This window comes from Agromyces sp. SYSU T00194, from assembly GCF_040496035.1.
Lineage (GTDB): Bacteria > Actinomycetota > Actinomycetes > Actinomycetales > Microbacteriaceae > Agromyces > Agromyces chitinivorans.
This window is the reverse complement of record NZ_JBEPJZ010000001.1, coordinates 242457-263909: the sequence shown is the minus strand read 5'-3', so window position 1 is coordinate 263909 and position 21453 is coordinate 242457. Positions and strand designations below refer to the sequence as shown.

Here is a 21453-nt window from a genome sequence, read left to right as displayed (position 1 = left end):
GGAGAGGCATCACCATGACAACGACGTCACCCGAGACGAAGCAGCGGGGAGGGGCACGCGTCGCCGTGCAACGCTTCGGCACCTTCCTCAGCGGCATGATCATGCCCAACATCGCGGCCTTCATCGCGTGGGGCTTCATCACTGCGCTGTTCATCGCGGACGGGCCGTTCCCTGTGCCCGAGATCGGCGGCTTCCCCAGCGCCGACGGCACCGAGCACATCGGGCTCGTCGGCCCGATGATCACGTACCTGCTGCCGCTGCTCATCGCGAACATGGGCGGCCGGATGGTCTACGACACCCGAGGCGGCGTCGTCGGCACGATCGCCACCGTCGGCGTGATCGTGGGCGCGGGCATCCCGATGTTCATCGGTGCGATGATCATGGGCCCGCTCGCCGCGTACCTCATGAAGCAGGTCGACCGCATCTGGGAGGGGAAGATCAAGGCGGGCTTCGAGATGCTCGTGAACAACTTCTCCGCCGGCATCCTCGGCATGCTGCTCGCGCTCGTCGGATTCTACGCCTTCGCACCCGCGGTGGAGTGGGTCAGCAACGGGCTCGAGACCGCAGTCAACTGGCTCGTCGTCGCAGGCCTGCTGCCGCTCGTGTCGATCCTGGTCGAGCCGGGCAAGATCCTCTTCCTGAACAACGCCATCAACCACGGCGTGTTCACCCCGCTCGGCGTCCAGCAGTCGGAGGAGACCGGCAAGTCGATCCTCTTCCTCATCGAGGCGAACCCCGGCCCGGGCCTCGGGCTGCTGCTCGCGTTCGCGATCTTCGGCGTGGGCCTCGCCCGTGCGAGCGCGCCGGGCGCGATCATCATCCAGTTCTTCGGCGGCATCCACGAGATCTACTTCCCGTACGTGCTCATGAAGCCGCTCACGGTGCTCGCCGTGATCGCCGGCGGCATGACCGGCGTCGCCACGAACGTGCTGTTCGACTCCGGCCTCCGGGCGCCCGCCGCCCCGGGCAGCATCATCGCGGTGCTGCTGCAGACGGCGAACGACAGCTACCTCGGGGTGATCCTCTCGGTGGTGCTCTCGGCCACCGTGTCGTTCATCATCGCCTCGATCATCCTGCGGGCGAGTCGCAAGCGCGACCTCGAGCGCGAGGGCGAGGGCGCCGGCGACCTGAGCGGTGCCATCGCGAAGACCCAGGCCAACAAGGGCAAGGAGAGCTCGGTGCTCGGCGGGCTGCAGGCCGAGGGCGTCGCCGCCGGCGCGGGCCTCGTCTCGGAGGGCGAGCAGGAGGCCTTCGAGCACAAGCCGATCCACACGATCATCTTCGCGTGCGACGCGGGCATGGGCTCGAGTGCGATGGGGGCGACGGTGCTCCGCAATAAGATCAAGAAGGCCGGCATCGACAGCGTCACCGTGACGAACAAGTCGATCGCCAATCTCACGGACGACGTGGACCTGGTGATCACCCACCAGGACCTGACCGACCGTGCCAAGCTGCAGTCGCCCAGCGCGCTGCACGTCTCGGTGGAGAACTTCATGAACTCCCCGAAGTACGACGAGGTCGTGCACATGCTGCAGTCCGAAGGGGTTCGCTGACCGCGACCGCGGCGGCGAGGAGCGAAGGGAAAGGATGACATGAGCGAACAGGTGCTGTCACCCGGGAACGTGCGTCTCGCCGCCGCGGCGGTCGGCCGCGAGGAGGCCATCCGCGCCGCGGGCGGCATCCTCGTGGAGGCCGGCGCGGTCACGCCCGCGTACGTCGATGCGATGCTCGAGCGCGAGCAGTCGGTGTCGACCTACATGGGCAACCTGCTGGCCATCCCGCACGGCACGAACGAGTCGAAGGACGCGATCCTGCGTTCGGCGCTGTCGTTCGTGCGGTACGACCAGCCGATCGACTGGGGCGGCGACCAGGTGCGCTTCGTCGTCGGCATCGCGGGCCAGGGCGACGAGCACCTCGACATCCTGTCGAAGATCGCCATCGTCTTCTCCGACGAGGACGAGGTCGAGCGACTCCTCGCCGCCGACGACGCCGAGGCGCTGTACGCGGTGCTCGGCGAGGTCAACGCCTGATGCAGGCGGTCCACTTCGGCGCCGGGAACATCGGCCGCGGCTTCGTGGGGCTGCTGCTCCACGAAGCCGGGTACGAGGTCGTGTTCGCGGACGTGAACGCCGAGCTCATCGACGCGCTCGCGGCGGCGGACTCCTACGAGGTCCACGCCGTGGGCGCGTCGTCGACCACGACCCGCGTCGACGGGTTCCGCGCGGTGAACAGCGCGTCGGACCCCGATCGCGTCGTCTCCGAGATCGCCTCGGCCGACGTGCTGACGACCGCGGTGGGTCCCAACATCCTGCGGTTCATCGCGCCGCACCTGCTCGCCGGCCTCCGGGCCCGGCCCGACGGCCTGCCGCCGCTGCAGGTCATGGCGTGCGAGAACGCCATCAACGCCACCGACCTGCTCCACGACGAGACCGCGGCCCTCTGCACGCCCGAGGAGTGGACCGGCCTGGCGAAGCGGGCCGTGTTCGCGAACACGGCGGTCGACCGCATCGTGCCGGGACAGGACCCGGACGCGGGACTCGACGTGACCGTGGAGACGTTCTTCGAGTGGGCCATCGAGCGCGGGCCGTTCGGTGACGCGGTGCCCGCGATCCCCGGCGCGCACTTCGTCGACGACCTCGCGCCCTACATCGAGCGCAAGCTGTTCACGGTGAACACCGGCCACGCGTCGATCGCCTACTTCGGGTTCATCGCGGGCCATCACCGCATCGCCGAGGCGCTCGCCGACCCGGTCGTCGAGGCCGCGGTGGCCGGCGTGCTCGAGGAGACCTCGGCGCTGCTGGTCGCCAAGCACGAGTTCGCCGAGGAGGCGCAGACGCGATATCGCGAGACGATCCTCGAGCGGTTCCGCAACGAGGCGCTGCCCGACACGGTGGAGCGGGTCGGCCGCCAGCCGATCCGGAAGCTCGGCCGGCACGAGCGGTTCGTCGGCCCGGCCGCCGAGCTCGTCGACCACGGGATGGCGCCGCGCGCGCTGCTGGACGCGATGGCGGCCGCGTTGCGCTTCGACGTGCCGTCGGACGAGCAGAGCGTCGAGCTGCAGCGGATGCTCCGCGAGGAGTCCGCCGAGGCGATCGTCGCCGACGTCACCGGGCTCGCGCCCACGCACCCCTTGTCCGCGCCGATCGTCGAGCGCGTCCGGGAGCGACAGTCCGCCTGAGCGTCCCCGTCGTCGCGGGGCGGACCGCCCCGCGCATCCGATTGGAAAAACCGCGCCGGATGGCGTAATGTTGACCCTTGGTGTTTCGCGCCTCGATACGCCCATGCCTCGCGCATGGGCTCGTCGCGCGAAGCGATCGCACGACCAGCAGATTCCAACCCTAGCGATAGTGAGGCTATGGCCAAGAAAGACGGTGTCATCGAGATCGAAGGTTCGGTCGTCGAGGCTCTCCCGAACGCCATGTTCCGGGTCGAGCTGACGAACGGGCACAAGGTGCTCGCCCACATCTCGGGCAAGATGCGTCAGCACTACATCCGCATCCTCCCCGAGGACCGCGTGATCGTGGAGCTGAGCCCCTACGATCTGACCCGCGGCCGCATCGTCTACCGCTACAAGTAGGTCTCTGCTGCAAGTAACGGCCCGCGGCACCCCGCGGGCACGAAGACAGCGATGCAGCAAGGAACCCCCACATGAAGGTCAACCCCTCCGTCAAGCCCATCTGCGACCACTGCAAGGTCATCCGCCGCAACGGTCGCGTCATGGTCATCTGCAAGTCGAACCCGCGCCACAAGCAGCGCCAGGGCTGACCTGCGCCGCCCGAGGGCGGCACGACGAACCCCACAACTGAATACGACACGGCAACGCCAGGATTCCGCTCGACGCGGATGACACCTCGGGAGAGAGGCCCGGGCACCGGCGTTGCTCCACACCTCTCGCACACCATTCAGGAGAAGCCAACATGGCACGTCTGGCAGGCGTCGACATCCCGCGCGAGAAGCGCGTGGAGATCGCACTGACGTACATCTACGGCGTGGGCCGCACCCGCGCGCTCGCCACCCTCGCAGAGACCGGGATCTCCGGCGACATCCGAGTGAAGGACCTCACCGACGACCAGCTCGTCGCCCTCCGCGACCACATCGAGGGCACCTACAAGGTCGAGGGCGACCTCCGCCGCGAGGTGGCCGCCGACATCCGCCGCAAGGTCGAGATCGGCTCCTACGAGGGCATCCGCCACCGTCGCGGCCTCCCGGTCCGCGGCCAGCGCACCAAGACCAACGCGCGCACCCGCAAGGGCCCGAAGCGCACCGTCGCCGGCAAGAAGAAGGCTCGCTAGCCCCCGGCCAGCGACGAGGATTCAGGAGAAGTCATGGCAGCACCCAAGTCGGCGGCCCGCAAGCCCCGCAAGAAGGACAAGAAGAACGTCGCCGTGGGCCAGGCCCACATCAAGTCGACCTTCAACAACACGATCGTCTCGATCACCGACACGAACGGCGCGGTCATCAGCTGGGCCTCCTCGGGCGGCGTCGGCTTCAAGGGCTCGCGCAAGTCGACCCCGTTCGCCGCGCAGCTGGCCGCCGAGTCGGCCGCACGCCAGGCGCAGGAGCACGGCATGAAGAAGGTCGACGTGTTCGTGAAGGGCCCGGGCTCGGGCCGCGAGACCGCGATCCGCTCGCTCCAGGCCGCAGGCCTCGAGGTCGGCAGCATCAACGACGTGACGCCGCAGGCGCACAACGGCTGCCGCCCGCCGAAGCGCCGCCGCGTCTGACGCTCGTCCGCCGGTCGGACGTCGGCGCATCGGGCGGGCCACTCGGTCCGTCGCGCCGTCGTCCGGCGCCCGACCGGCGCATCCGTTCTCTCACAACTCCATATCCGGCCGGGCCAGCCACCCGGCCTCCATCGCAAAGTGTCATATAGCGGGCACTGAGCCGAAAGGAATCCATAGTGCTGATCGCACAGCGTCCCACGCTCACGGAAGAGAACATCTCGGAGTTCCGTTCGCGTTTCGTGATCGAGCCCCTCGAGCCGGGCTTCGGTTACACCCTCGGCAACTCGCTTCGCCGCACCCTCCTGTCGTCGATCCCCGGTGCCGCCGTCACCAGCATCCGCATCGACGGTGTCCTGCACGAGTTCTCCACCGTGCCGGGCGTGAAGGAGGATGTCACCGAGATCATCCTCAACATCAAGAACCTGGTCGTCTCCAGCGAGCACGACGAGCCCATCACCGCCTACCTGCGCAAGCAGGGTTCGGGTGAGGTCACCGCGGCCGACATCTCGGCCCCGGCAGGCGTCGAGGTGCACAACCCCGAGCTCGTCATCGCGACCCTGAACGACACCGCGAAGTTCGAGCTCGAGCTCACCATCGAGCGCGGCCGCGGCTACGTCTCGGCCAGCCAGAACCGCAGCGAGTTCTCCGAGGCCGGCCAGATCCCGGTCGACTCGATCTACTCGCCGGTCCTCAAGGTCACCTACCGCGTCGAGGCGACGCGTGCCGGCGAGCGCACCGACTTCGACCGCCTCGTGGTCGACGTCGAGACCAAGGCCGCCATCACCCCGCGCGACGCGATCGCGTCGGCCGGGCGCACGCTCACCGAGCTGTTCGGCCTCGCCCGCGAGCTGAACAACGCGGCCGAGGGCATCGAGATCGGCCCCGCGCCGGTCGACGCCGTGCTCTCGAGCGAGCTCTCGATCCCGATCGAGGACCTCGACCTGTCGGTCCGCTCGTACAACTGCCTGAAGCGCGAGGGCATCAACACGGTCTCGGAGCTCGTCGCCCTGAGCGAGACGCAGCTGATGAACATCCGCAACTTCGGCCAGAAGTCGGTCGACGAGGTCAAGGACAAGCTCACCGAGATGGGCCTGTCGCTGAAGGACTCGGTTCCCGGCTTCGACGGCGCGCACTTCTACACCGGGTTCGACGAAGAGAACTAGGCACGCCGCGCGCGCCTCGCACACCCCACTACTGGAGATACAGAACAATGCCCAAGCCCACCAAGGGCCCCCGCCTCGGAGGCGGACCCGCGCACGAGCGTCTCATGCTCGCGAACCTCGCCAGCAGCCTGTTCACGCACAAGCGCATCACGACGACCGAGACCAAGGCCAAGCGCCTGCGTCCGTTCGCCGAGCGCCTCGTCACCTTCGCCAAGCGCGGTGACCTGCACGCCCGTCGCCGGGTGCTCGCGGTCATCCGCGACAAGGGCGTCGTGCACGAGCTCTTCACCGAGATCGCGCCGCAGGTGGCCGACCGCGAGGGCGGCTACACGCGCATCACCAAGATCGGCAACCGCAAGGGCGACAACGCCCCCATGGCGGTCATCGAGCTCGTGCTCGAGCCGGTGACCCCGAAGGCGAAGCCGGCCAAGGCCGCGCCCGCCGCCGAGGAGCCGGTGGCCGAGGAGCCCGTGGCCGAGGAGGCCGTCGTCGAGGAGGCGCCCGCCGCCGAGGAGTCGACCGAGGTCGCCGAGGAGGCCGACGCCGAGGCCAAGTGACCTCCGCGTCCCACATCGCATGAACGCCCCGGGCGGGTTCCGCCCGGGGCGTTCGTCGTCGCCAGGCGCCGGCCGGCGCCGGAAAGGAATGGCACGATGACCGAGTCCCTGCACCCCGAGCCGCGGCAGGAGCCGCTGCGCGACCGCGTCGCGTCGGCCCGCCGCAGCGCCGTCCTCGCCCATCCCGACGTCCGCGAGTGGCGCGCCGCCACCGTCGCCGACGTCGACGTCATCACCGCGTTCGAGCACGCGCTCGCCGCGGCCGACCACCCCGAGTGGCGCTCCAGCCGCGAGGAGGTCGCCGACCTGCTGGGCCGGAGCGAGCTCGACCTCGCGCGCGACAGCGTGCTGGGGTTCGCCGCGGACGGCACGCTCGCGGCGCACGGGCTCGTGCTGAACCCGGCGGGCGCCGAGTTCATGGTGCGCAGCTTCCTGATGGGCGGCGTGCGCCCCGACCTCCGCGGCCGCGGCATCGGCCGCGTGCTGCTCGACTGGGAGCTCGCGCGAGGCATCGAGCAGTTCTCGGCGAGCGACTCCCTGCTGCCCGGCGTGGTCTTCGGCTACGCGCAGGAGCGCACTCCCGAGCACCGTCGCCTCCTCGAGCACGCGGGAATGGCCGTCAAGCGCTACTTCCTGAAGTTCTCGCGCGATCTCGCCGAGCCGCTGCCGGGGATCCCCGGGGCGGATGCCGCGGTGCGGCGCTACGGCGACGCCGACGCGGAGGGCGTGCGGCACGCCCGCAACGACGCGTTCCGCGACCACTGGGGGAGTGACGTGATGTCGTCGGAGCAGTGGGGGCACCTCGTCGGCGGGGACGGCTTCCGCGGCGACCTGTCGTTCGTCTCGGTCGACGGCGACCGGGTGGTCGGGTTCCTCCTCGCCAGCGAGTACGAGGCGTCCGAGGCGCACGAGGGCGAGACCGGCATCTACGTCGAGTACGTGGGCGTCCGCCGCGAGGGCCGGGGCCGGGGCATCGCGCGTCGCCTGCTCGCGGAGCACCTGCACGCCGCAGCGGCGGCCGGGTTCTCGTCGAGCGTGCTCGAGGTCGACGCCGACAGCCCGACCGGGGCGAACGCGCTCTACGAGTCGATGGGCTATCGCGAGCTGCACCGCGAGTTCGCGTACTCGATCGAGTTCTGAGCGCTCGCGAGCGGGCCTGCCCGCCCCGCCCGCCCCGTACCCGGTGGCACGCCCCGCGCGCCGCTACGCTGAGCCCATGAGCGAGACCCCCGCACCCCTCTCGGAGCGGGTGGCCGCACCGACCGAACTCCGGCTCCCGTCGCATCCGCTGGTCGTCGACTGGCACCCGGTGACGGGGGCCGACCACGACGCGCTCGTCGCCCTCGACCACGCGATCGGCACGGCCGACCACCCGAACTACCTCCCGACGCGCGAGGAGGTCCTCGAGGAGTACGACATCAGCCACGTCGAGCCCGCGCTCGACTCGCTGATCGGGTACGACGCCGACGGCCGCGCCATCGCGCACGGGCTCGTCGTCTGCCCGCCCGGCCGCGAGACGCTGGTGCGCTCCATCCTCTTCGGCGGCGTGCACCCCGACGCCCGCGGGCTCGGGATCGGCCGGGAGCTGCTCGCGTGGCAGGTCGGACGCGCACGGCAGCAGCTCGCCGCCTCCGACGCCCGGCTGCCGGGCTGGATCGTGGTCTACGCCGACGACCGCGCGACGCGCACCGGGCCGATGGTCCGGCGGGCGGGGTTCGCGCCGGCGCGTTACTTCCTGGGGCTGGAGCGCGTGCTCGCCGACCCGATCGACGACGGGGGTGACCCCGACGGCGTGCGGCTCGCGCCGTACGACCCGTCGTTCTCGGAGGCCGCGCTCGCGGCCCGCAACGACGCCTTCCGCGACCACTGGGGCAGCCAGTCGATGAGCGCGGAGCAGTGGAGTCGCTTCACCGGGTCCGACGTGTTCCGGGCCGACCTCTCCGTCGTCGCGGCCGACGCCGACGGCCGCGTCGCGGGGTTCGTGCTCGCCGAGGTGAACGAGGAGGACTGGGCCCGGCAGGGGTTCTCGGGCACGTACGTGGGGCTGGTGGGCGTCGTGCGCGACGCGCGGGGCCGCGGCATCGCGCGAGCGCTGCTCGCCCGACACCTCGACGCAGCGCGGGCCGCCGGGCTGGAACGCTCGGTGCTCGACGTCGACAGCGACAGCCCGACCGGTGCGCTGGGACTGTACACGGGCATGGGCTACGCCCCAACGCAGCGCGAGACGAGCTACACGATCGTGCTCTGAGCCCGCGGGCGGGCCCGGCGCGTCGGCGCGGAGCGGCGCGCCGTCGCGGGCCGGTGCGCGTATCGTGTGCCGGGTCGGGGCGGGGGTCGCCCGGACGACCGGGGAGGGGGCGCGGTGGACGTGCAGGCGGTCGACGCGACGACGCCGGCGGCGCGGCCTCCCGCGACGCGAACGACGCGCGTCGCCGGGCTCGACGGCCTGCGCGCGATCGCCGTGGTCGCGGTGCTGCTGTTCCACCTGGGCGGCGCGGTGCTGCCCGGCGGCTTCCTCGGCGTGGACGTCTTCTTCGTCATCAGCGGGTTCCTCATCACCACGCTGCTCCTGCGCGAGCGGGCGGCCTCGGGGCGCATCGCCGTGCGCGCCTTCTGGGTGCGCCGGGCGCGGCGCCTGCTGCCGGCGCTCGGCCTCGTGCTGCTCGCCTGCGCGGTCGTGGCGGTGTTCGTCGGCGGCGACGTGCTGGTCGGCCTCGGATGGCAGCTCCTCGGCGGTGCGACCTTCAGCTACAACTGGTTCGCGATCGCGGCGCAGGCCGACTACCTCGGCGCCACCGCCCCGGAGCTGTTCCGCAACCTGTGGTCGCTCGCGATCGAGGAGCAGTTCTACCTCCTCTGGCCGCTCCTGCTGGTCGCGCTGGCGCGCACCTCGCCGTCGGCGATCCGGCTCTGGGTCGTGGGCTACGCCGCGGGCCTCTCGGCCGTGGCGATGGCGGTGGTCGCGGCCGGCGACCCGACGGCGGCGTACTACGGCACCGGCACGCACGCGTTCGGACTGCTGGTCGGCGCGTTCCTCGCGCTGCAGCTGGAGCGGCGGGCGGATGCTCCGGCCGGTCGTGCACCCGCACGCGGCCTCGCCCCGCTCGCCGGCGCGTTCGCCGTCGTCGCGCTGCTCGCCGTGCTGGTGCTGCTGATGCGCGTGCTCGACCCGGCCGGGGCCGCTCCGTACCGCGGCGGGATGCTCCTCGCCTGCCTCGTCACCGCGGGGATCATCCGGCTCGTCGTCGCGGCGCCCGCCGTCGGCCGCCTGCTCGACGCCGGGCCGATGCGCTGGGTGGGCGTGCGCGCGTACGGGCTCTACCTCTGGCATTGGCCGGTGCTGGTGCTCGTCGTGGCGGTCCTCGGGCCGGAGTCGCCCGCCTGGATCGCGCCGGCGGCCGCGGTGGCGATCACGCTCGGTGCGGCCACGGCCTCGTACCGATTCGTCGAGGTGCCGGTGCGGCGGCTCGGGTTCCGCGGCACGGCGCGGAGGGTCGCGGCGGCGGTGCCCCGGGGTTCGCTCGCACGTGCCGTCACGCTCGCCGTCGCGGCGGCGGTCGTCGCGATGCTCGTCGCGGTCGCCGCATACGGCGTGGCGTCGGCCCCGCACCGCACGAGCGCGGCGGCGGCGATCGAGCGCGGCGCCGACGCGGTGGCGGAGGCGGAGGCGCCGGCCGAGACGCCTGGGCCCACGCCCGGGGGGCAGGCGGCCGCCGGGGCGTCGGAGGCGTGGCCCAAGCCGGAGCCTGCACCCGAGCCGGAGCCTGCACCCGAGCCGGAGCCGGAGCCTGCACCCGAGCCGGCACCGCCCCCCGCACCGCCGGTGGAGCCCGCAGCGCTCCCGTCGGGCGACCGGATCACCGCCATCGGCGACTCCGTCCTGCTCGCCGCCGCGCCCGAGCTCCAGCGCCGCTTCCCCGGCATCGCGATCGACGCGGCCGTGTCGCGCCAGGTGCGGGAGGGACCGGCGATCGTGCAGTCGCTGGCCGCGTCGGGATCGCTCCGCGAGTACGTGGTCGTCGCGCTCGGCACGAACGGCGACGGCCCTGACGCCGCGTACCAGCAGGTGGTCGACATTGCCGGCACCGGGCGGCACGTGGTCTTCGTCGACGTGGCCGGCACGTCGTGGGCGGGGGTGGTGAACGAGCGGCTGGCGCGGGTCTCGGACGCCAACGGCGGCACCGCGGTGAGCGGCTGGAACGCCGCCGTGTCGCCGCACCCCGAGGCGCTCGCGGGCGACGGCATCCATCCCCTCGCCGCGGGCGGCGCGCTCTACGCCGATGCGCTCGCGGCCGCGTTCGGCCGGCTGCGCTGACCGTGCGGCGTGCGCGCGGGCCACGACCGTAGGCTGGTGGCGTGAACGAGCAGTCGACGGATGCCGCGGGCGAGCGCGCCGGGGCGCCGGCCGACCCCGGCGGCAACGTGCGGTTGCGACTCGACATCGCCTACGACGGCACCGCGTTCAACGGCTGGAGCGCCCAGCCCGGGCAGCGCACCGTGCAGGGAGTGATCGAACAGGCGCTCGGCACGCTCTTCCGCCGCTCCGGCACGGCGCCGCGACTGACCGTTGCGGGGCGCACCGACTCCGGCGTGCACGCCCGCGGCCAGGTCGCCCACCTCGACGTCGACGCGGACGCCCTCGCGGAGGTCACCCGTCCCCGCCGGGGCGACCCGCGCTCCGGCCGCGCCGTCGACCCGGCCGGGGTGCTGCTGCGCCGGCTCTCGGGCATCCTCGGCGCCCACGACTCCGACGTGGTCGTCTCGGGTGCCGTGATCGCCCCGGAGGGCTTCGACGCGCGGTTCTCGGCGGTCTGGCGCCGCTACGAGTACCGGGTCGCCGACGCGCGCGCGACGCGCGATCCGCTCGTGCGGGCGAGCACCGTGTGGCATCCGCAGCCCCTCGACGCGGCGGCGATGGGCGCCGCGGCGCGCTCCCTGCTCGGGCTGGGCGACTTCGCGGCGTTCTGCCGACCCCGCGAGGGGGCGACGACGATCCGCACCCTGCAGGCCTTCGACTGGCGGCGCGAGCCCGACGGCGTGCTCGTCGCCGCCCTGCAGGCCGATGCGTTCTGCCACTCGATGGTGCGAGCCCTGGTCGGGGCGTGCGTGGCCGTGGGGGAGGGCAGGCTCGGCCTGGACGCCCCGCTCGCGCTGATGCGCGCGGGTGAGCGCACGAGCGCGTTCCGGGTGATGCCCGCGAAGGGCCTCGTGCTCACCGAGGTGGGCTACCCCGGCGATGACGAGCTCGCCGATCGGGCGCGCCAGACCCGGGCACGCCGTGAATTGCACGCCGACGGGATCGTGGGCTAAGCTGTCTCTTTGGTGCCGCCACCAGTGTCGGCATCCGAAGATGAGCCCTCCACCCGGGCGTTCGACCGCATCGCGGGCGAACTCCCGACGGAGCGGGATTCACGAACCCCTCTCTCGATCAGAAAGCAGCACTTCCGTGACGCGCACCTACACCCCCAAGGCGAACGAGATCCAGCGCGACTGGGTCGTCATCGACGCGACCGACATCGTGCTCGGCCGTCTCGCCAGCCACACCGCAGCCCTGCTGCGCGGCAAGCACAAGGCGACCTTCGCGAACCACGTCGACACCGGCGACTTCGTGATCATCGTCAACGCCGACAAGGTCGCCCTGACCGGTCAGAAGGCCGAGCAGAAGAAGGCGTACCGCCACTCCGGCTACCCGGGCGGCCTCTCGGCCGTCACCTACGCCGAGCTCCTCGAGAAGAACCCGGTCCGCGCCGTCGAGAAGGCGGTCCGCGGCATGCTCCCGAAGAACTCGCTCGGTCGCGCCCAGATCAAGAAGCTGAAGGTCTACGCCGGTGCGGAGCACCCGCACGCGGCCCAGCAGCCGAAGGCGTACACCCTCACCCAGATCGCCCAGTAGCGGCGCTCCCCTCTCGACGTTCAAGACCAAAGGATTCATTCATCGTGGCGAAGATCGCAGACCAGATCGACCAGGCTCCCGAGAGCTACACCACCGAGAGCGCGCCGACCGAGACCCCGGCCTCGGAGCGCGTCATCCTCAACGTGTCCGGCGCAGCCGTCGGCCGCCGCAAGCAGGCCATCGCCCGCGTGCGCGTCGTTCCCGGCGCCGGCGGCATCACGGTCAACGGCCGTGAGCTCGCGGACTACTTCCCGAACAAGCTCCACCAGCAGCTCATCACCGACCCGTTCACCGTGCTCGACCTGCGCGGCAGCTACGACGTGACCGCCCGCATCACCGGCGGCGGCCCCTCGGGCCAGGCCGGCGCGCTGCGCCTGGCGATCGCCCGTGCGCTGAACGAGATCGACCGCGAGCACAACCGCCCGACCCTCAAGAAGGCCGGCTTCCTCACCCGCGACGCGCGCGTGATCGAGCGCAAGAAGGCCGGTCTCAAGAAGGCCCGCAAGGCGCCCCAGTTCTCCAAGCGCTGAGGCCCGACGGCTCCATGCCTCGCCTCTTCGGCACGGACGGTGTCCGGGGGCTGGCCAACCGGGAACTCTCGGCAGGGCTGGCCCTCGAACTCGCCCAGGCTGCGGCGCTCGTGCTCACGCAGGGTCGCCACGCGGAGTCCATCCGCGCGGCGGGCCGCAAGCCCGTGGCGGTGGTCGCGCGCGACCCCCGCATCTCCGGTGAGTTCCTCACCGCGGCGGTCGTCGCGGGACTCGCGAGCTCCGGCATCGACGTGCTCGACGCCGGCGTGCTCCCGACCCCGGCGACCGCGTACCTCATCGCGAGCGAGCACGCCGACTTCGGCGTGATGATCTCGGCGTCGCACAACCCGGCGCCCGACAACGGGATCAAGTTCTTCTCCTTCGGCGGCACCAAGCTGCCCGACGAGGTCGAGGACCGCATCGAGTCGCGGCTCGGTGAGGAGAAGCTCACCCCGGTCGGCGGCGACGTCGGGCGCGTCCGTCGGTTCGCCGACGCCGAGGACCGCTACGTGCTGCACCTCATCGGCACGATGCCCAACCGGCTCGACGGCCTCCACGTCGTGATCGACTGCGCGCACGGGGCCGCTGCCGGCGTCTCGCCCGAGGCGTTCGCCCTCGCGGGCGCGAAGGTCACCGTCATCGGCGCCGACCCCGACGGGCTGAACATCAACGACGGCGTGGGCTCCACGCACCTCGACGTGCTGCAGGCCGCCGTGCTCGAGCGGGGCGCCGACCTGGGCATCGCGCACGACGGCGACGCCGACCGCTGCCTCGCGGTCGACCACCGCGGCCAGGTCGTCGACGGCGACCGCATCATGGCGATCCTCGCGATCTCGATGCAGGAGCGCGGGCGACTGACCGACGACACGCTCGTGACCACGGTCATGAGCAACCTGGGGCTGCGCCGCGCCATGGCCGAGCACGGCATCCGCGTCGTCGAGACGAAGGTCGGCGACCGCTACGTGCTCGAGGCGCTGGCCGCCGACGGACTCGCGCTCGGTGGCGAGCAGAGCGGCCACGTCATCATGACCGACTTCGCGACCACGGGCGACGGGGTGCTCACGGGGCTCCACCTGGCCGCCGAGGTCGCGCGCACCGGCCGGTCGCTCGCCGACCTGGCCGACGTCATGACCGTGTACCCGCAGGTGCTCCTGAACGTGCGCGGCGTGGACCGCGACGCGCTCGCCGGCAACGCCCGGATCGAGGCCGCCACGCGTGCCGCGGAAGAGGAGCTGGGCGACTCCGGTCGCGTGCTGCTCCGCCCCTCGGGCACCGAGCCGATGGTGCGCGTCATGGTCGAGGCCGCCGAGCAGGACGTGGCGCAGCGGCACGCGGAGGCGCTGGCCGAGGTCGTGCGCGCCGAGCTCTCGGCGTAGGCCGGCCCGGGGCATCCGTCGCCCCTCGCCGATCGCGCGCGGTCAGATCTTGCGCAGCAGCACGCTCGAGACGGCGTGGTCGGAGTCCTTGCGGAGCACCAGCGACGCGCGCGAGCGCGTCGGCCGCACGTTCTGGATGAGGTTGGGCTCGTTGATCGTGCGCCAGATCTCGCGCGAGCGCATCCGCGCCTGCTCCTCGCTCAGGTCGGCGAAGCGGTGGAAGTACGAGTTCGGGTTCGCGAACGCGCCCCGCTGCAGCCGCAGGAACCGCTCCTCGTACCAGTGGGCGATGTCCTGCGTGCGTGCGTCGACGTAGATCGAGAAGTCGAACAGGTCGCTCACGGCGAGCCGGTGGCCCGGTGCGGGCGGCTGCAGCACGTTGAGGCCCTCGACGATCAGCACGTCGGGACGGCGCACCGTCACCTGCGCGTCGGGGACGATGTCGTACGCGAGGTGCGAGTAGAAGGGCGCCCGCACCTCGGGCGCACCCGCCTTGACGTCGCTCACGAAGCGCAGCAGCGCGCGCCGGTCGTACGACTCGGGGAACCCCTTGCGCTCCATCAGCCCGCGACGGGCGAGCTCGGCGTTCGGCAGCAGGAAGCCGTCGGTGGTGACGAGCTCGACCCGCGGCGTGTGCTCCCAGCGCGAGAGCAGCTCGCGGAGCAGGCGGGCGATCGTCGACTTGCCGACCGCGACCGACCCGGCGACGCCGATGACGAACGGCGTGCGCTCGGCGCGCTCGCCGAGGAAGTCGCTGGTGAGCCGGTGCAGGTGCGTCATGCCGCCGACGTAGAGGTTCAGCAGCCGACTGAGCGGCAGGTACACCTCCGCGACCTCGTCGGGCTCGAGCGGCTCGCCGAGTCCGCGCAGCTGCACCAGCTCCACCTCGGTGAGGGGCTGCGGCATCGACGGCGCCAGCGCCGCCCAGTCCGCCCGGTCGAGCTCGACGAAGGGGGACAGGTGCTGCACGGCGACGGGTGCGGTCGCGGGATCGGACATCGCGGACAGTCTAGCCACGCGCCCATGCTGCTCCGGCCGCCCGTCCACGGCCGCCGAGCGGCATGCAGCAAGGGCACGGCCGGGCGCGGATACAATCGCCCCCATGTGTGGAATCGTCGGGTACGTCGGGCATGCCAACAGCCTGGACGTCCTTCTCGGAGGCCTGCGTCGCCTCGAATACCGCGGCTACGACTCGGCAGGGGTCGCGGTCATCGATGACGAGGGCAACCTCGGCACCAGCAAGAAGGCGGGCAAGCTCCAGACCCTGGTCGACGAGCTCGCGGCGCACCCCGTGCCCGCGGGGGGCACCGGCATCGGCCACACGCGGTGGGCCACGCACGGCGGGCCGACCGACCGCAACGCCCACCCGCACTTGGCCGACGAGGGACGGCTCGCGGTCATCCACAACGGCATCATCGAGAACTTCGCCGCGCTGCGCGACGAGCTGGTCGCAGGCGGCGCCGAGTTCGCCAGCGAGACCGACACCGAGGTCGCGGCCGTGCTGCTGGGTCGCGAGTACCGCGCGACCGGCGACCTGGTCGAGGCCTTCCGCCGCGTCGTCACGCGCCTGGACGGCGCCTTCACGCTGCTCGCGGTGCACCGCGACGCCCCGGGCCTGGTCGTCGGCGCCCGGCGCAACTCGCCGCTCGTGATCGGGCTCGGCGAGGGGGAGAACTTCCTGGGCTCGGATGTCGCGGCCTTCGTCGAGCACACCCGCAACGCCGTCGCGATCGGCCAGGACCAGATCGTGGCGATCACGGCCGACGAGGTGACCGTCACCGACTTCGACGGGGCGCCGGTCCCGGTCGAGCCGTTCGAGGTGGCGTGGAACGCCGACGCGGCCGACAAGGGCGGCTGGTCGAGCTTCATGCAGAAGGAGGTCAGCGAGCAGCCGACCGCTGTGGCCGACACGCTGCGCGGGCGGCTCGTCGACGGCGGCGTCGTCGTGGGCGAGCTCGAGGATCTCGGCGACGACGTGCTGCGGAGCATCCGCCGCATCATCGTGATCGCCTGCGGCACGGCCTCCTACGCGGGCATGGTCGCCAAGTACGCGATCGAGAAGTGGGCCCGGGTCCCGGTCGAGGTCGAGCTCAGCCACGAGTTCCGCTACCGGGAGCCGGTGATCGGCCCGGACACGCTCGTGATCTCGGTCAGCCAGTCGGGCGAGACCATGGACACGCTGATGGCCGTGAAGTACGCCCGCGAGCACGGCGCGCGCACGATCTCGGTGTGCAACACGCAGGGCGCGACGATCCCGCGGGAGTCGGACGCCGTCATCTACACGCACGCGGGCCCCGAGGTGGCGGTCGCATCGACCAAGGCGTTCGTCGCGCAGATCGCGGCGCTCTACCTGTTCGGCCTCCACCTGGCGCGCGTGCTCGGCACGTCGACGCCGGCACAGCTCGCGACGGCCGCGCGCGAGCTCGAGCAGGTGCCCGACAAGCTCGCCACGGTGCTCGAGCAGGGCGCGCGCATCGCCGAGCTGGCGCACTGGATGGCCGACACCCGATCGGTGCTCTTCCTCGGACGCCACGTCGGGTACCCGATCGCCCTCGAGGGCGCGCTGAAGCTCAAGGAACTCGCGTACATCCACGCCGAGGGCTTCGCCGCCGGTGAGCTGAAGCACGGCCCGATCGCGCTGATCGAACCGGGCCAGCCCGTGTTCGTGGTCGTGCCGAGTCCGCGCAACTCGGCCTCGCTGCACCCGAAGGTCGTCTCGAACATCCAGGAGATCCGTGCACGCGGCGCGCGCGTCATCGCGATCGCCGAGGCGGGGGATGCCGCGGTGCTGCCGTTCGCCGACGAGGTGCTGCGCATCCCGCTGGCCGGTCCGCTGTTCGAGCCGCTCCTGGCCGTCGTGCCGCTGCAGATCTTCGCGATGGAGCTGTCTGCCGCGAAGGGCCTCGACGTCGACCAGCCGCGCAACCTGGCCAAGTCGGTCACGGTCGAGTAGCGGGTACGCTCGCATCGGGGAGGCACGGTGATCGCCGGGATCGGGGTGGACGTGGTCGACGTCGCGCGCTTCGAGCGCGCCATCACGCGCACGCCCGGGCTGCGGGAGCGCCTCTTCACCGCGGGTGAGCGTGAGCGGCCGGTGCGTTCGCTCGCCGCGCGCTTCGCGGCGAAGGAGGCGCTGATCAAGGCGCTGGGCGGCCCCGACGTGCTCCGCTGGCACGACATGGAGGTCGTGAACGATCCGGAGGGCAACCCGGACTTCGCGCTGCACGGCGCGCTCGCCGCGCATGTGGCCGGGCGGGGCATCGCGCACGTGCACGTCTCGATGAGCCACGACGCCGGCGTCGCCACGGCGTTCGTGGTGCTGGAGCGGGACGCGTGAGCGGCGCCGGTCCGGTCGGCCCGTTCCGCGAGGCCGTCGTCGACCTCGATGCGATCCGCGGCAACGTCGCGCGCATCGCGGCGGCGGCGGCGCCCGCCGGGGTGATGGCCGTCGTGAAGGCCGACGCCTACGGCCACGGTGCGCTGCCGGTGGCGCGTGCGGCGCTCGAGGGCGGGGCGCGGATGCTCGGCGTGGCCGACGTGCAGGAGGCGCTCGCGCTGCGCGCCGCGGGGCTCTCGGCGCCCATCCTCGCGTGGCTGCACGATCCCGGACTCGACTTCGGCCCGGCGCTGGAGGCGCAGGTCTCGATCGGCGTGTCCTCGGCGAGGCAGCTCGAGCAGGTCGCGGGTGCGGTCGAGCGCGGTGCGCCCGCGGCATCCGTGCACCTGAAGATCGACACCGGCCTCAGTCGCAACGGCGTGGAGCCCGTGCGCTGGGGCGCCGTCGTGGCCCGTGCCCGCGAGCTCGAGCTCGCCGGGGTGCTCCGCGTCGACGGGGTGTTCAGCCACCTGGCCAACGCGTCCGACGCCGACGACGACGCGCAGCTCGCGGCCTTCCGCGCCGCCGTCGAGGCGGCCGAGGCTGCCGGGCTGCACCCCGCGATGCGCCACCTCGCCTCGACCGCCGCGGCGCTGCGGCGACCCGACGCCCGGTTCGATCTCGTGCGCGTCGGCATCGGCATGTACGGGCTCACCCCCTACGGCGACGGTACGACGGGTGCCGACCTCGGCCTCGTGCCGGCGATGACGCTCCGCGGCCGCATCGCGGCCGTGCGCCGGGTGCCTGCGGGCGCCGGTGCCTCGTACGACCTCACCTGGCGCGCGGGCGCGCCGACGACCCTCGCGCTGGTGCCGCTCGGCTACGCCGACGGCGTGCCCCGCCATGCGTCCGGGCGCGCCTCGGTGCTGCTCGGCGGCGCCGTGCGCCCCGTGGTGGGGCGGGTGGCGATGGACCAGTTCCTCGTCGACGCGGGCGACGCGGAGGTCGCCGTGGGCGACGAGGTGGTGCTGTTCGGCGCAGCCGCGACGGGCGCGCCGACGGCCGACGACTGGGCGGATGCCGCGGGCACGATCGGCTACGAGATCGTGACGCGCATCGGGCCGAGGGTGCCGCGCACGCACCGTGAGGCGCGATGATCGCGCGCGAGGTGCCGACCGCCGACGCCATGGAGGCGGCCGGCCGCGAGCTTGCCGCCGAGCTGCGACGCGGCGACCTGGTCGTGCTCACCGGCCCGCTCGGTGCCGGCAAGACCACGCTCACCCGCGGGATCGGGGCCGGGCTCGGCGTACGCGGGCCCGTGCAGAGCCCGACCTTCGTGCTCGCGCGCACGCATCCGAGCCTCGGCGACGGCCCGCCGCTCGTGCACGTGGACGCGTATCGCCTCGGCAGCGCGATGGAGCTCGACGACCTCGACATCGACTTCGCGGGATCGGTCGTCGTCGTCGAGTGGGGCGCCGGCATGCTCGACGGCGTCGCGGAGTCGTGGCTGGAGGTCGAGATCGATCGTCCGACCGGCGCCTCCGCCGAGGCGTCCGACGACCTCGAGGCCGACGAGCCGCGGGTGCTGACCGCGACCGGCCGGGGCGTCCGCTGGGCGGGCACCCGCTACGCCGCCCGGACGTAGGCTGGACCCATGCTGCTCGCGATCGACACGTCGGCCGGCACGGGTGTCGCCGTGGTCGACGACGACGGCCGGGTCGTCGCCGAACGCGCGACCGACGACACCATGCGGCACGCCGAGGCGATCGGGGAACTCCTGGCGGGGGCGCTGGCCGACGCCGGGGCGACCGGCGCCGACGTCTCGGCCGTGGTCGCCGGCATGGGTCCGGGGCCGTTCACGGGCCTCCGCGTGGGCATCGCCGCCGCGCACGCGTTCGCGTTCGGCGCGGGCGTGCCGGTGCTGCCGGTCGTGAGCCACGACGCGCTCGCGGCGGAGTGGTACGCCGCGGGCGGCACCGGGCCGCTCCTCGTCGTGACCGACGCGCGCCGCCGCGAACGCTACTGGAGCGCCTACGAGGGCCTCGACGCCGACGGCCTGCCCGTGCGCGTCGAGGGACCCGGCCTGGCCAAGCCGGACGCGCTGCCCGAGGCGGCCGGAACGCGCCTCGACGCGCACCGGGTCTCCGCGGCCGCGCTCGGCACGCTCGCCGCCGGCATGGGAGCCGCGGGCGTCCCGTTCGCCGCCGACGAGCCCCTGTACCTGCGCTCGCCCGACGTCACGCCCGCCGCCGCGCCGAAGCGGGTGAGCGCATGAGCTGGATGCTGCGCCGCGCCGAGATCGGCGACCTCGAGCAGGTGATGGAGCTCGAGCGGTCGATCTTCGTGAACGACGCCTGGTCGGCCGACGCGATGGCCCGCGAGCTCGTCGACCCGCACGCCCACTACCTCGTGGCGACGCCGGCGGACGACGCGGCGACGGTCGTGGCCTACGCCGGCCTGCTCGCGCCGCGCGGCTCCGGGCAGGGCGACATCCAGACCATCGCCGTCGCACCCGACGCGCGCGCCGGCGGGCTCGGGCGCGCCCTGATGCAGGCGCTGCTCGCGGAGGCCTGGCGGCGCGGGGCGCACGACGTCTTCCTCGAGGTCCGCGCCGACAACCCGGTCGCGCAGGGGCTGTACCGCTCGCTCGGCTTCTCGGAGATCGGCCGCCGCCGGGCGTACTACCAGCCCGACGGGGTCGACGCGCTCGTCATGCGCGCGCGCCTGAGTGCGCCGGTGACCCGCCCCGCGGCATCCGTCGCCGTGGAGGTGACCGAGTGAACCGCACCGCGCCCGTCGTGCTCGGCATCGAGACCAGCTGCGACGAGACCGGCGTCGGCATCGTGCGCGGCTCGACGCTGCTCGCCAACGTGATCGCCTCCTCGATGGAGGAGCACGCGCGCTACGGCGGCGTCGTGCCCGAGGTCGCGGCGCGCGCCCACCTCGAGGCGCTCGGCCCGACCCTGCACGAGGCGCTCGGCCGCGCCGGCATCGCGCTCGACGAGGTCGACGCCGTCGCGGTCACCAACGGCCCCGGCCTCGCCGGCGCGCTCATGGTCGGCGTCGGGGCCGCGAAGGCGCTCGCGCTGGCGCTCGGGAAGCCGATCTACGCCGTGAACCACCTCGTCGGCCACGTCGGCGCCGACATCCTCGCCGACGGAGACCGGTTCGAGTACCCCACGATCGCGCTGCTCGTCTCGGGCGGGCACACCTCGCTGCTGCTCGTGCGCGACCTGGTCTCCGACGTGGAACTGCTCGGCGAGACCATCGACGACGCCGCGGGGGAGGCGTTCGACAAGGTCGCGCGCGTGCTCGGCCTCGCCTACCCGGGCGGGCCGCGCATCGACGCTGCGGCGGTCGGCGGCGACCCGCGCGCCATCCGCTTCCCGCGCGGCCTCAGCCGCCCGAAGGACCTGGAGCGGCACCGGTACGACTTCAGCTTCTCGGGCCTGAAGACGGCCGTCGCCCGCTGGGTCGAGCAGCGCGAGGACGCGGGCGAGGAGGTGCCGGTCGCCGACGTCGCCGCGAGCTTCCGCGAGGCGGTCGCCGACGTGCTCGTGACGAAGGCGATCGCGGCGTGCACCGACCTCGGAGTGCCGCGCCTGCTGCTCGGTGGCGGCGTGGTCGCGAACGCCCGGCTGCGCGCGCTCGCCGAGGAGCGGGCGGCTGCCGCGGGCATCGCCCTGCGCGTTCCGCCGCTCTCGCTCTGCACCGACAACGGGGCGATGATCGCGGCGCTCGGCGCCCAGCGCATCATGGCGGGGCACGAGCCGTCCGAGCTCGGCTTCGGCGCCGATTCGACCCTGCCGGTCACGCGCATCCAGTCCTGACGTGCGTTCCCGACACGCTGCGACATCCGAGGGTTAACCCTCCTGTGCCCGGGTCGGGCCCGAC

General features: G+C 72.8%; 24 protein-coding genes. 23 read left to right on the top strand and 1 reads right to left on the bottom strand.

What is annotated here, in order from left to right; translation table 11 throughout:
• Positions 1-14 precede the first annotated feature (14 nt).
• The 16 genes from ABZK10_RS01270 to glmM all read left to right on the top strand — a co-directional run bounded on the left by ABZK10_RS01270 (position 15) and on the right by glmM (position 14243).
• Positions 15-1553 carry a PTS mannitol transporter subunit IIBC gene (locus ABZK10_RS01270; RefSeq protein ID WP_353807373.1) on the top strand — a complete coding sequence of 513 codons (1539 nt, stop codon included), beginning with the start codon at positions 15-17 and terminating at the stop codon, positions 1551-1553.
• 39 nt (positions 1554-1592) lie between these two features.
• Positions 1593-2030 carry a PTS mannitol transporter subunit IIA gene (locus tag ABZK10_RS01265; protein ID WP_353807372.1) on the top strand — a complete coding sequence of 146 codons (438 nt, stop codon included), beginning with the start codon at positions 1593-1595 and terminating at the stop codon, positions 2028-2030.
• Positions 2030-3178 carry a mannitol-1-phosphate 5-dehydrogenase gene (locus tag ABZK10_RS01260; RefSeq protein WP_353807371.1) on the top strand — a complete coding sequence of 383 codons (1149 nt, stop codon included), beginning with the start codon at positions 2030-2032 and terminating at the stop codon, positions 3176-3178. Before ABZK10_RS01265 ends, ABZK10_RS01260 begins: the two co-directional genes overlap by 1 nt.
• A gap of 177 nt (positions 3179-3355) precedes the next feature.
• Positions 3356-3577 (top strand): translation initiation factor IF-1, encoded by a 222-nt coding sequence (gene infA, locus ABZK10_RS01255; RefSeq protein WP_021759551.1) that lies wholly within the window; start codon positions 3356-3358, stop codon positions 3575-3577.
• A 71-nt stretch (positions 3578-3648) separates the two neighbouring features.
• Positions 3649-3765 carry a 50S ribosomal protein L36 gene (gene rpmJ, locus ABZK10_RS01250; protein WP_055821300.1) on the top strand — a complete coding sequence of 39 codons (117 nt, stop codon included), beginning with the start codon at positions 3649-3651 and terminating at the stop codon, positions 3763-3765.
• Positions 3766-3917: 152 nt separating this feature from the next.
• Positions 3918-4292, top strand: coding sequence for a 30S ribosomal protein S13 (rpsM, locus tag ABZK10_RS01245; protein ID WP_281884961.1), 375 nt, complete (start codon positions 3918-3920; stop codon positions 4290-4292).
• A 33-nt stretch (positions 4293-4325) separates the two neighbouring features.
• Positions 4326-4724 carry a 30S ribosomal protein S11 gene (rpsK, locus tag ABZK10_RS01240; RefSeq protein ID WP_353807370.1) on the top strand — a complete coding sequence of 133 codons (399 nt, stop codon included), beginning with the start codon at positions 4326-4328 and terminating at the stop codon, positions 4722-4724.
• 176 nt (positions 4725-4900) lie between these two features.
• Positions 4901-5887, top strand: a complete 987-nt coding sequence (locus ABZK10_RS01235) for a DNA-directed RNA polymerase subunit alpha (protein WP_353807368.1) — start codon at positions 4901-4903, stop codon at positions 5885-5887.
• Between the two features lie 47 nt (positions 5888-5934).
• Positions 5935-6444 carry a 50S ribosomal protein L17 gene (rplQ, locus tag ABZK10_RS01230; protein ID WP_353807367.1) on the top strand — a complete coding sequence of 170 codons (510 nt, stop codon included), beginning with the start codon at positions 5935-5937 and terminating at the stop codon, positions 6442-6444.
• Between the two features lie 96 nt (positions 6445-6540).
• Positions 6541-7584 carry a GNAT family N-acetyltransferase gene (locus ABZK10_RS01225; RefSeq protein WP_353807366.1) on the top strand — a complete coding sequence of 348 codons (1044 nt, stop codon included), beginning with the start codon at positions 6541-6543 and terminating at the stop codon, positions 7582-7584.
• Positions 7585-7660: 76 nt separating this feature from the next.
• Complete coding sequence (locus tag ABZK10_RS01220; RefSeq protein WP_353807365.1) at positions 7661-8692, top strand: GNAT family N-acetyltransferase; 1032 nt, start codon at positions 7661-7663, stop codon at positions 8690-8692.
• Positions 8693-8806: 114 nt separating this feature from the next.
• Positions 8807-10759, top strand: a complete 1953-nt coding sequence (locus ABZK10_RS01215; protein ID WP_353807364.1) for an acyltransferase family protein — start codon at positions 8807-8809, stop codon at positions 10757-10759.
• Positions 10760-10866: 107 nt separating this feature from the next.
• Positions 10867-11754: a tRNA pseudouridine synthase A gene (locus ABZK10_RS01210; protein WP_353809581.1), complete on the top strand. Its 888-nt coding sequence runs from the start codon at positions 10867-10869 to the stop codon at positions 11752-11754.
• Positions 11755-11890: 136 nt separating this feature from the next.
• A complete protein-coding gene (gene rplM / locus ABZK10_RS01205) occupies positions 11891-12337 on the top strand; it encodes a 50S ribosomal protein L13 (RefSeq protein WP_353807363.1) in 447 nt (148 codons plus the stop codon).
• Between the two features lie 44 nt (positions 12338-12381).
• Entirely contained in the window at positions 12382-12867 is a 486-nt protein-coding gene (gene rpsI, locus ABZK10_RS01200; RefSeq protein ID WP_353807362.1) for a 30S ribosomal protein S9, read from the top strand.
• Between the two features lie 14 nt (positions 12868-12881).
• Positions 12882-14243 (top strand): phosphoglucosamine mutase, encoded by a 1362-nt coding sequence (gene glmM / locus ABZK10_RS01195; protein WP_353807361.1) that lies wholly within the window; start codon positions 12882-12884, stop codon positions 14241-14243.
• 42 nt (positions 14244-14285) lie between these two features.
• Here the strand turns inward: glmM and coaA are convergent, their stop codons facing one another.
• Complete coding sequence (gene coaA, locus ABZK10_RS01190) at positions 14286-15242, bottom strand: type I pantothenate kinase (RefSeq protein WP_353807360.1); 957 nt, start codon at positions 15240-15242, stop codon at positions 14286-14288.
• A 103-nt stretch (positions 15243-15345) separates the two neighbouring features.
• Here coaA and glmS point away from each other — a divergent pair, with 103 nt between their 5' ends.
• The 7 genes from glmS to tsaD are packed head-to-tail and all read left to right on the top strand — an operon-like array spanning position 15346 to position 21389.
• Positions 15346-17196: a glutamine--fructose-6-phosphate transaminase (isomerizing) gene (glmS, locus tag ABZK10_RS01185; RefSeq protein WP_353807359.1), complete on the top strand. Its 1851-nt coding sequence runs from the start codon at positions 15346-15348 to the stop codon at positions 17194-17196.
• A 27-nt stretch (positions 17197-17223) separates the two neighbouring features.
• Positions 17224-17580, top strand: a complete 357-nt coding sequence (locus ABZK10_RS01180; protein WP_353807358.1) for a holo-ACP synthase — start codon at positions 17224-17226, stop codon at positions 17578-17580.
• On the top strand, positions 17577-18716 hold the full coding sequence (alr, locus tag ABZK10_RS01175; RefSeq protein WP_353807357.1) for an alanine racemase: 1140 nt from the start codon (positions 17577-17579) through the stop codon (positions 18714-18716). Before ABZK10_RS01180 ends, alr begins: the two co-directional genes overlap by 4 nt.
• Positions 18713-19204 (top strand): tRNA (adenosine(37)-N6)-threonylcarbamoyltransferase complex ATPase subunit type 1 TsaE, encoded by a 492-nt coding sequence (gene tsaE / locus ABZK10_RS01170; protein WP_353807356.1) that lies wholly within the window; start codon positions 18713-18715, stop codon positions 19202-19204. The genes alr and tsaE overlap by 4 nt, the downstream gene beginning before the upstream one ends.
• 9 nt (positions 19205-19213) lie before the next feature.
• Positions 19214-19834, top strand: coding sequence for a tRNA (adenosine(37)-N6)-threonylcarbamoyltransferase complex dimerization subunit type 1 TsaB (gene tsaB, locus ABZK10_RS01165; RefSeq protein ID WP_353807355.1), 621 nt, complete (start codon positions 19214-19216; stop codon positions 19832-19834).
• Complete coding sequence (gene rimI / locus ABZK10_RS01160) at positions 19831-20340, top strand: ribosomal protein S18-alanine N-acetyltransferase (RefSeq protein WP_353807354.1); 510 nt, start codon at positions 19831-19833, stop codon at positions 20338-20340. Before tsaB ends, rimI begins: the two co-directional genes overlap by 4 nt.
• Positions 20337-21389 (top strand): tRNA (adenosine(37)-N6)-threonylcarbamoyltransferase complex transferase subunit TsaD, encoded by a 1053-nt coding sequence (tsaD, locus tag ABZK10_RS01155; RefSeq protein WP_353807353.1) that lies wholly within the window; start codon positions 20337-20339, stop codon positions 21387-21389. Before rimI ends, tsaD begins: the two co-directional genes overlap by 4 nt.
• The last annotated feature ends 64 nt before the right edge of the window (positions 21390-21453 follow it).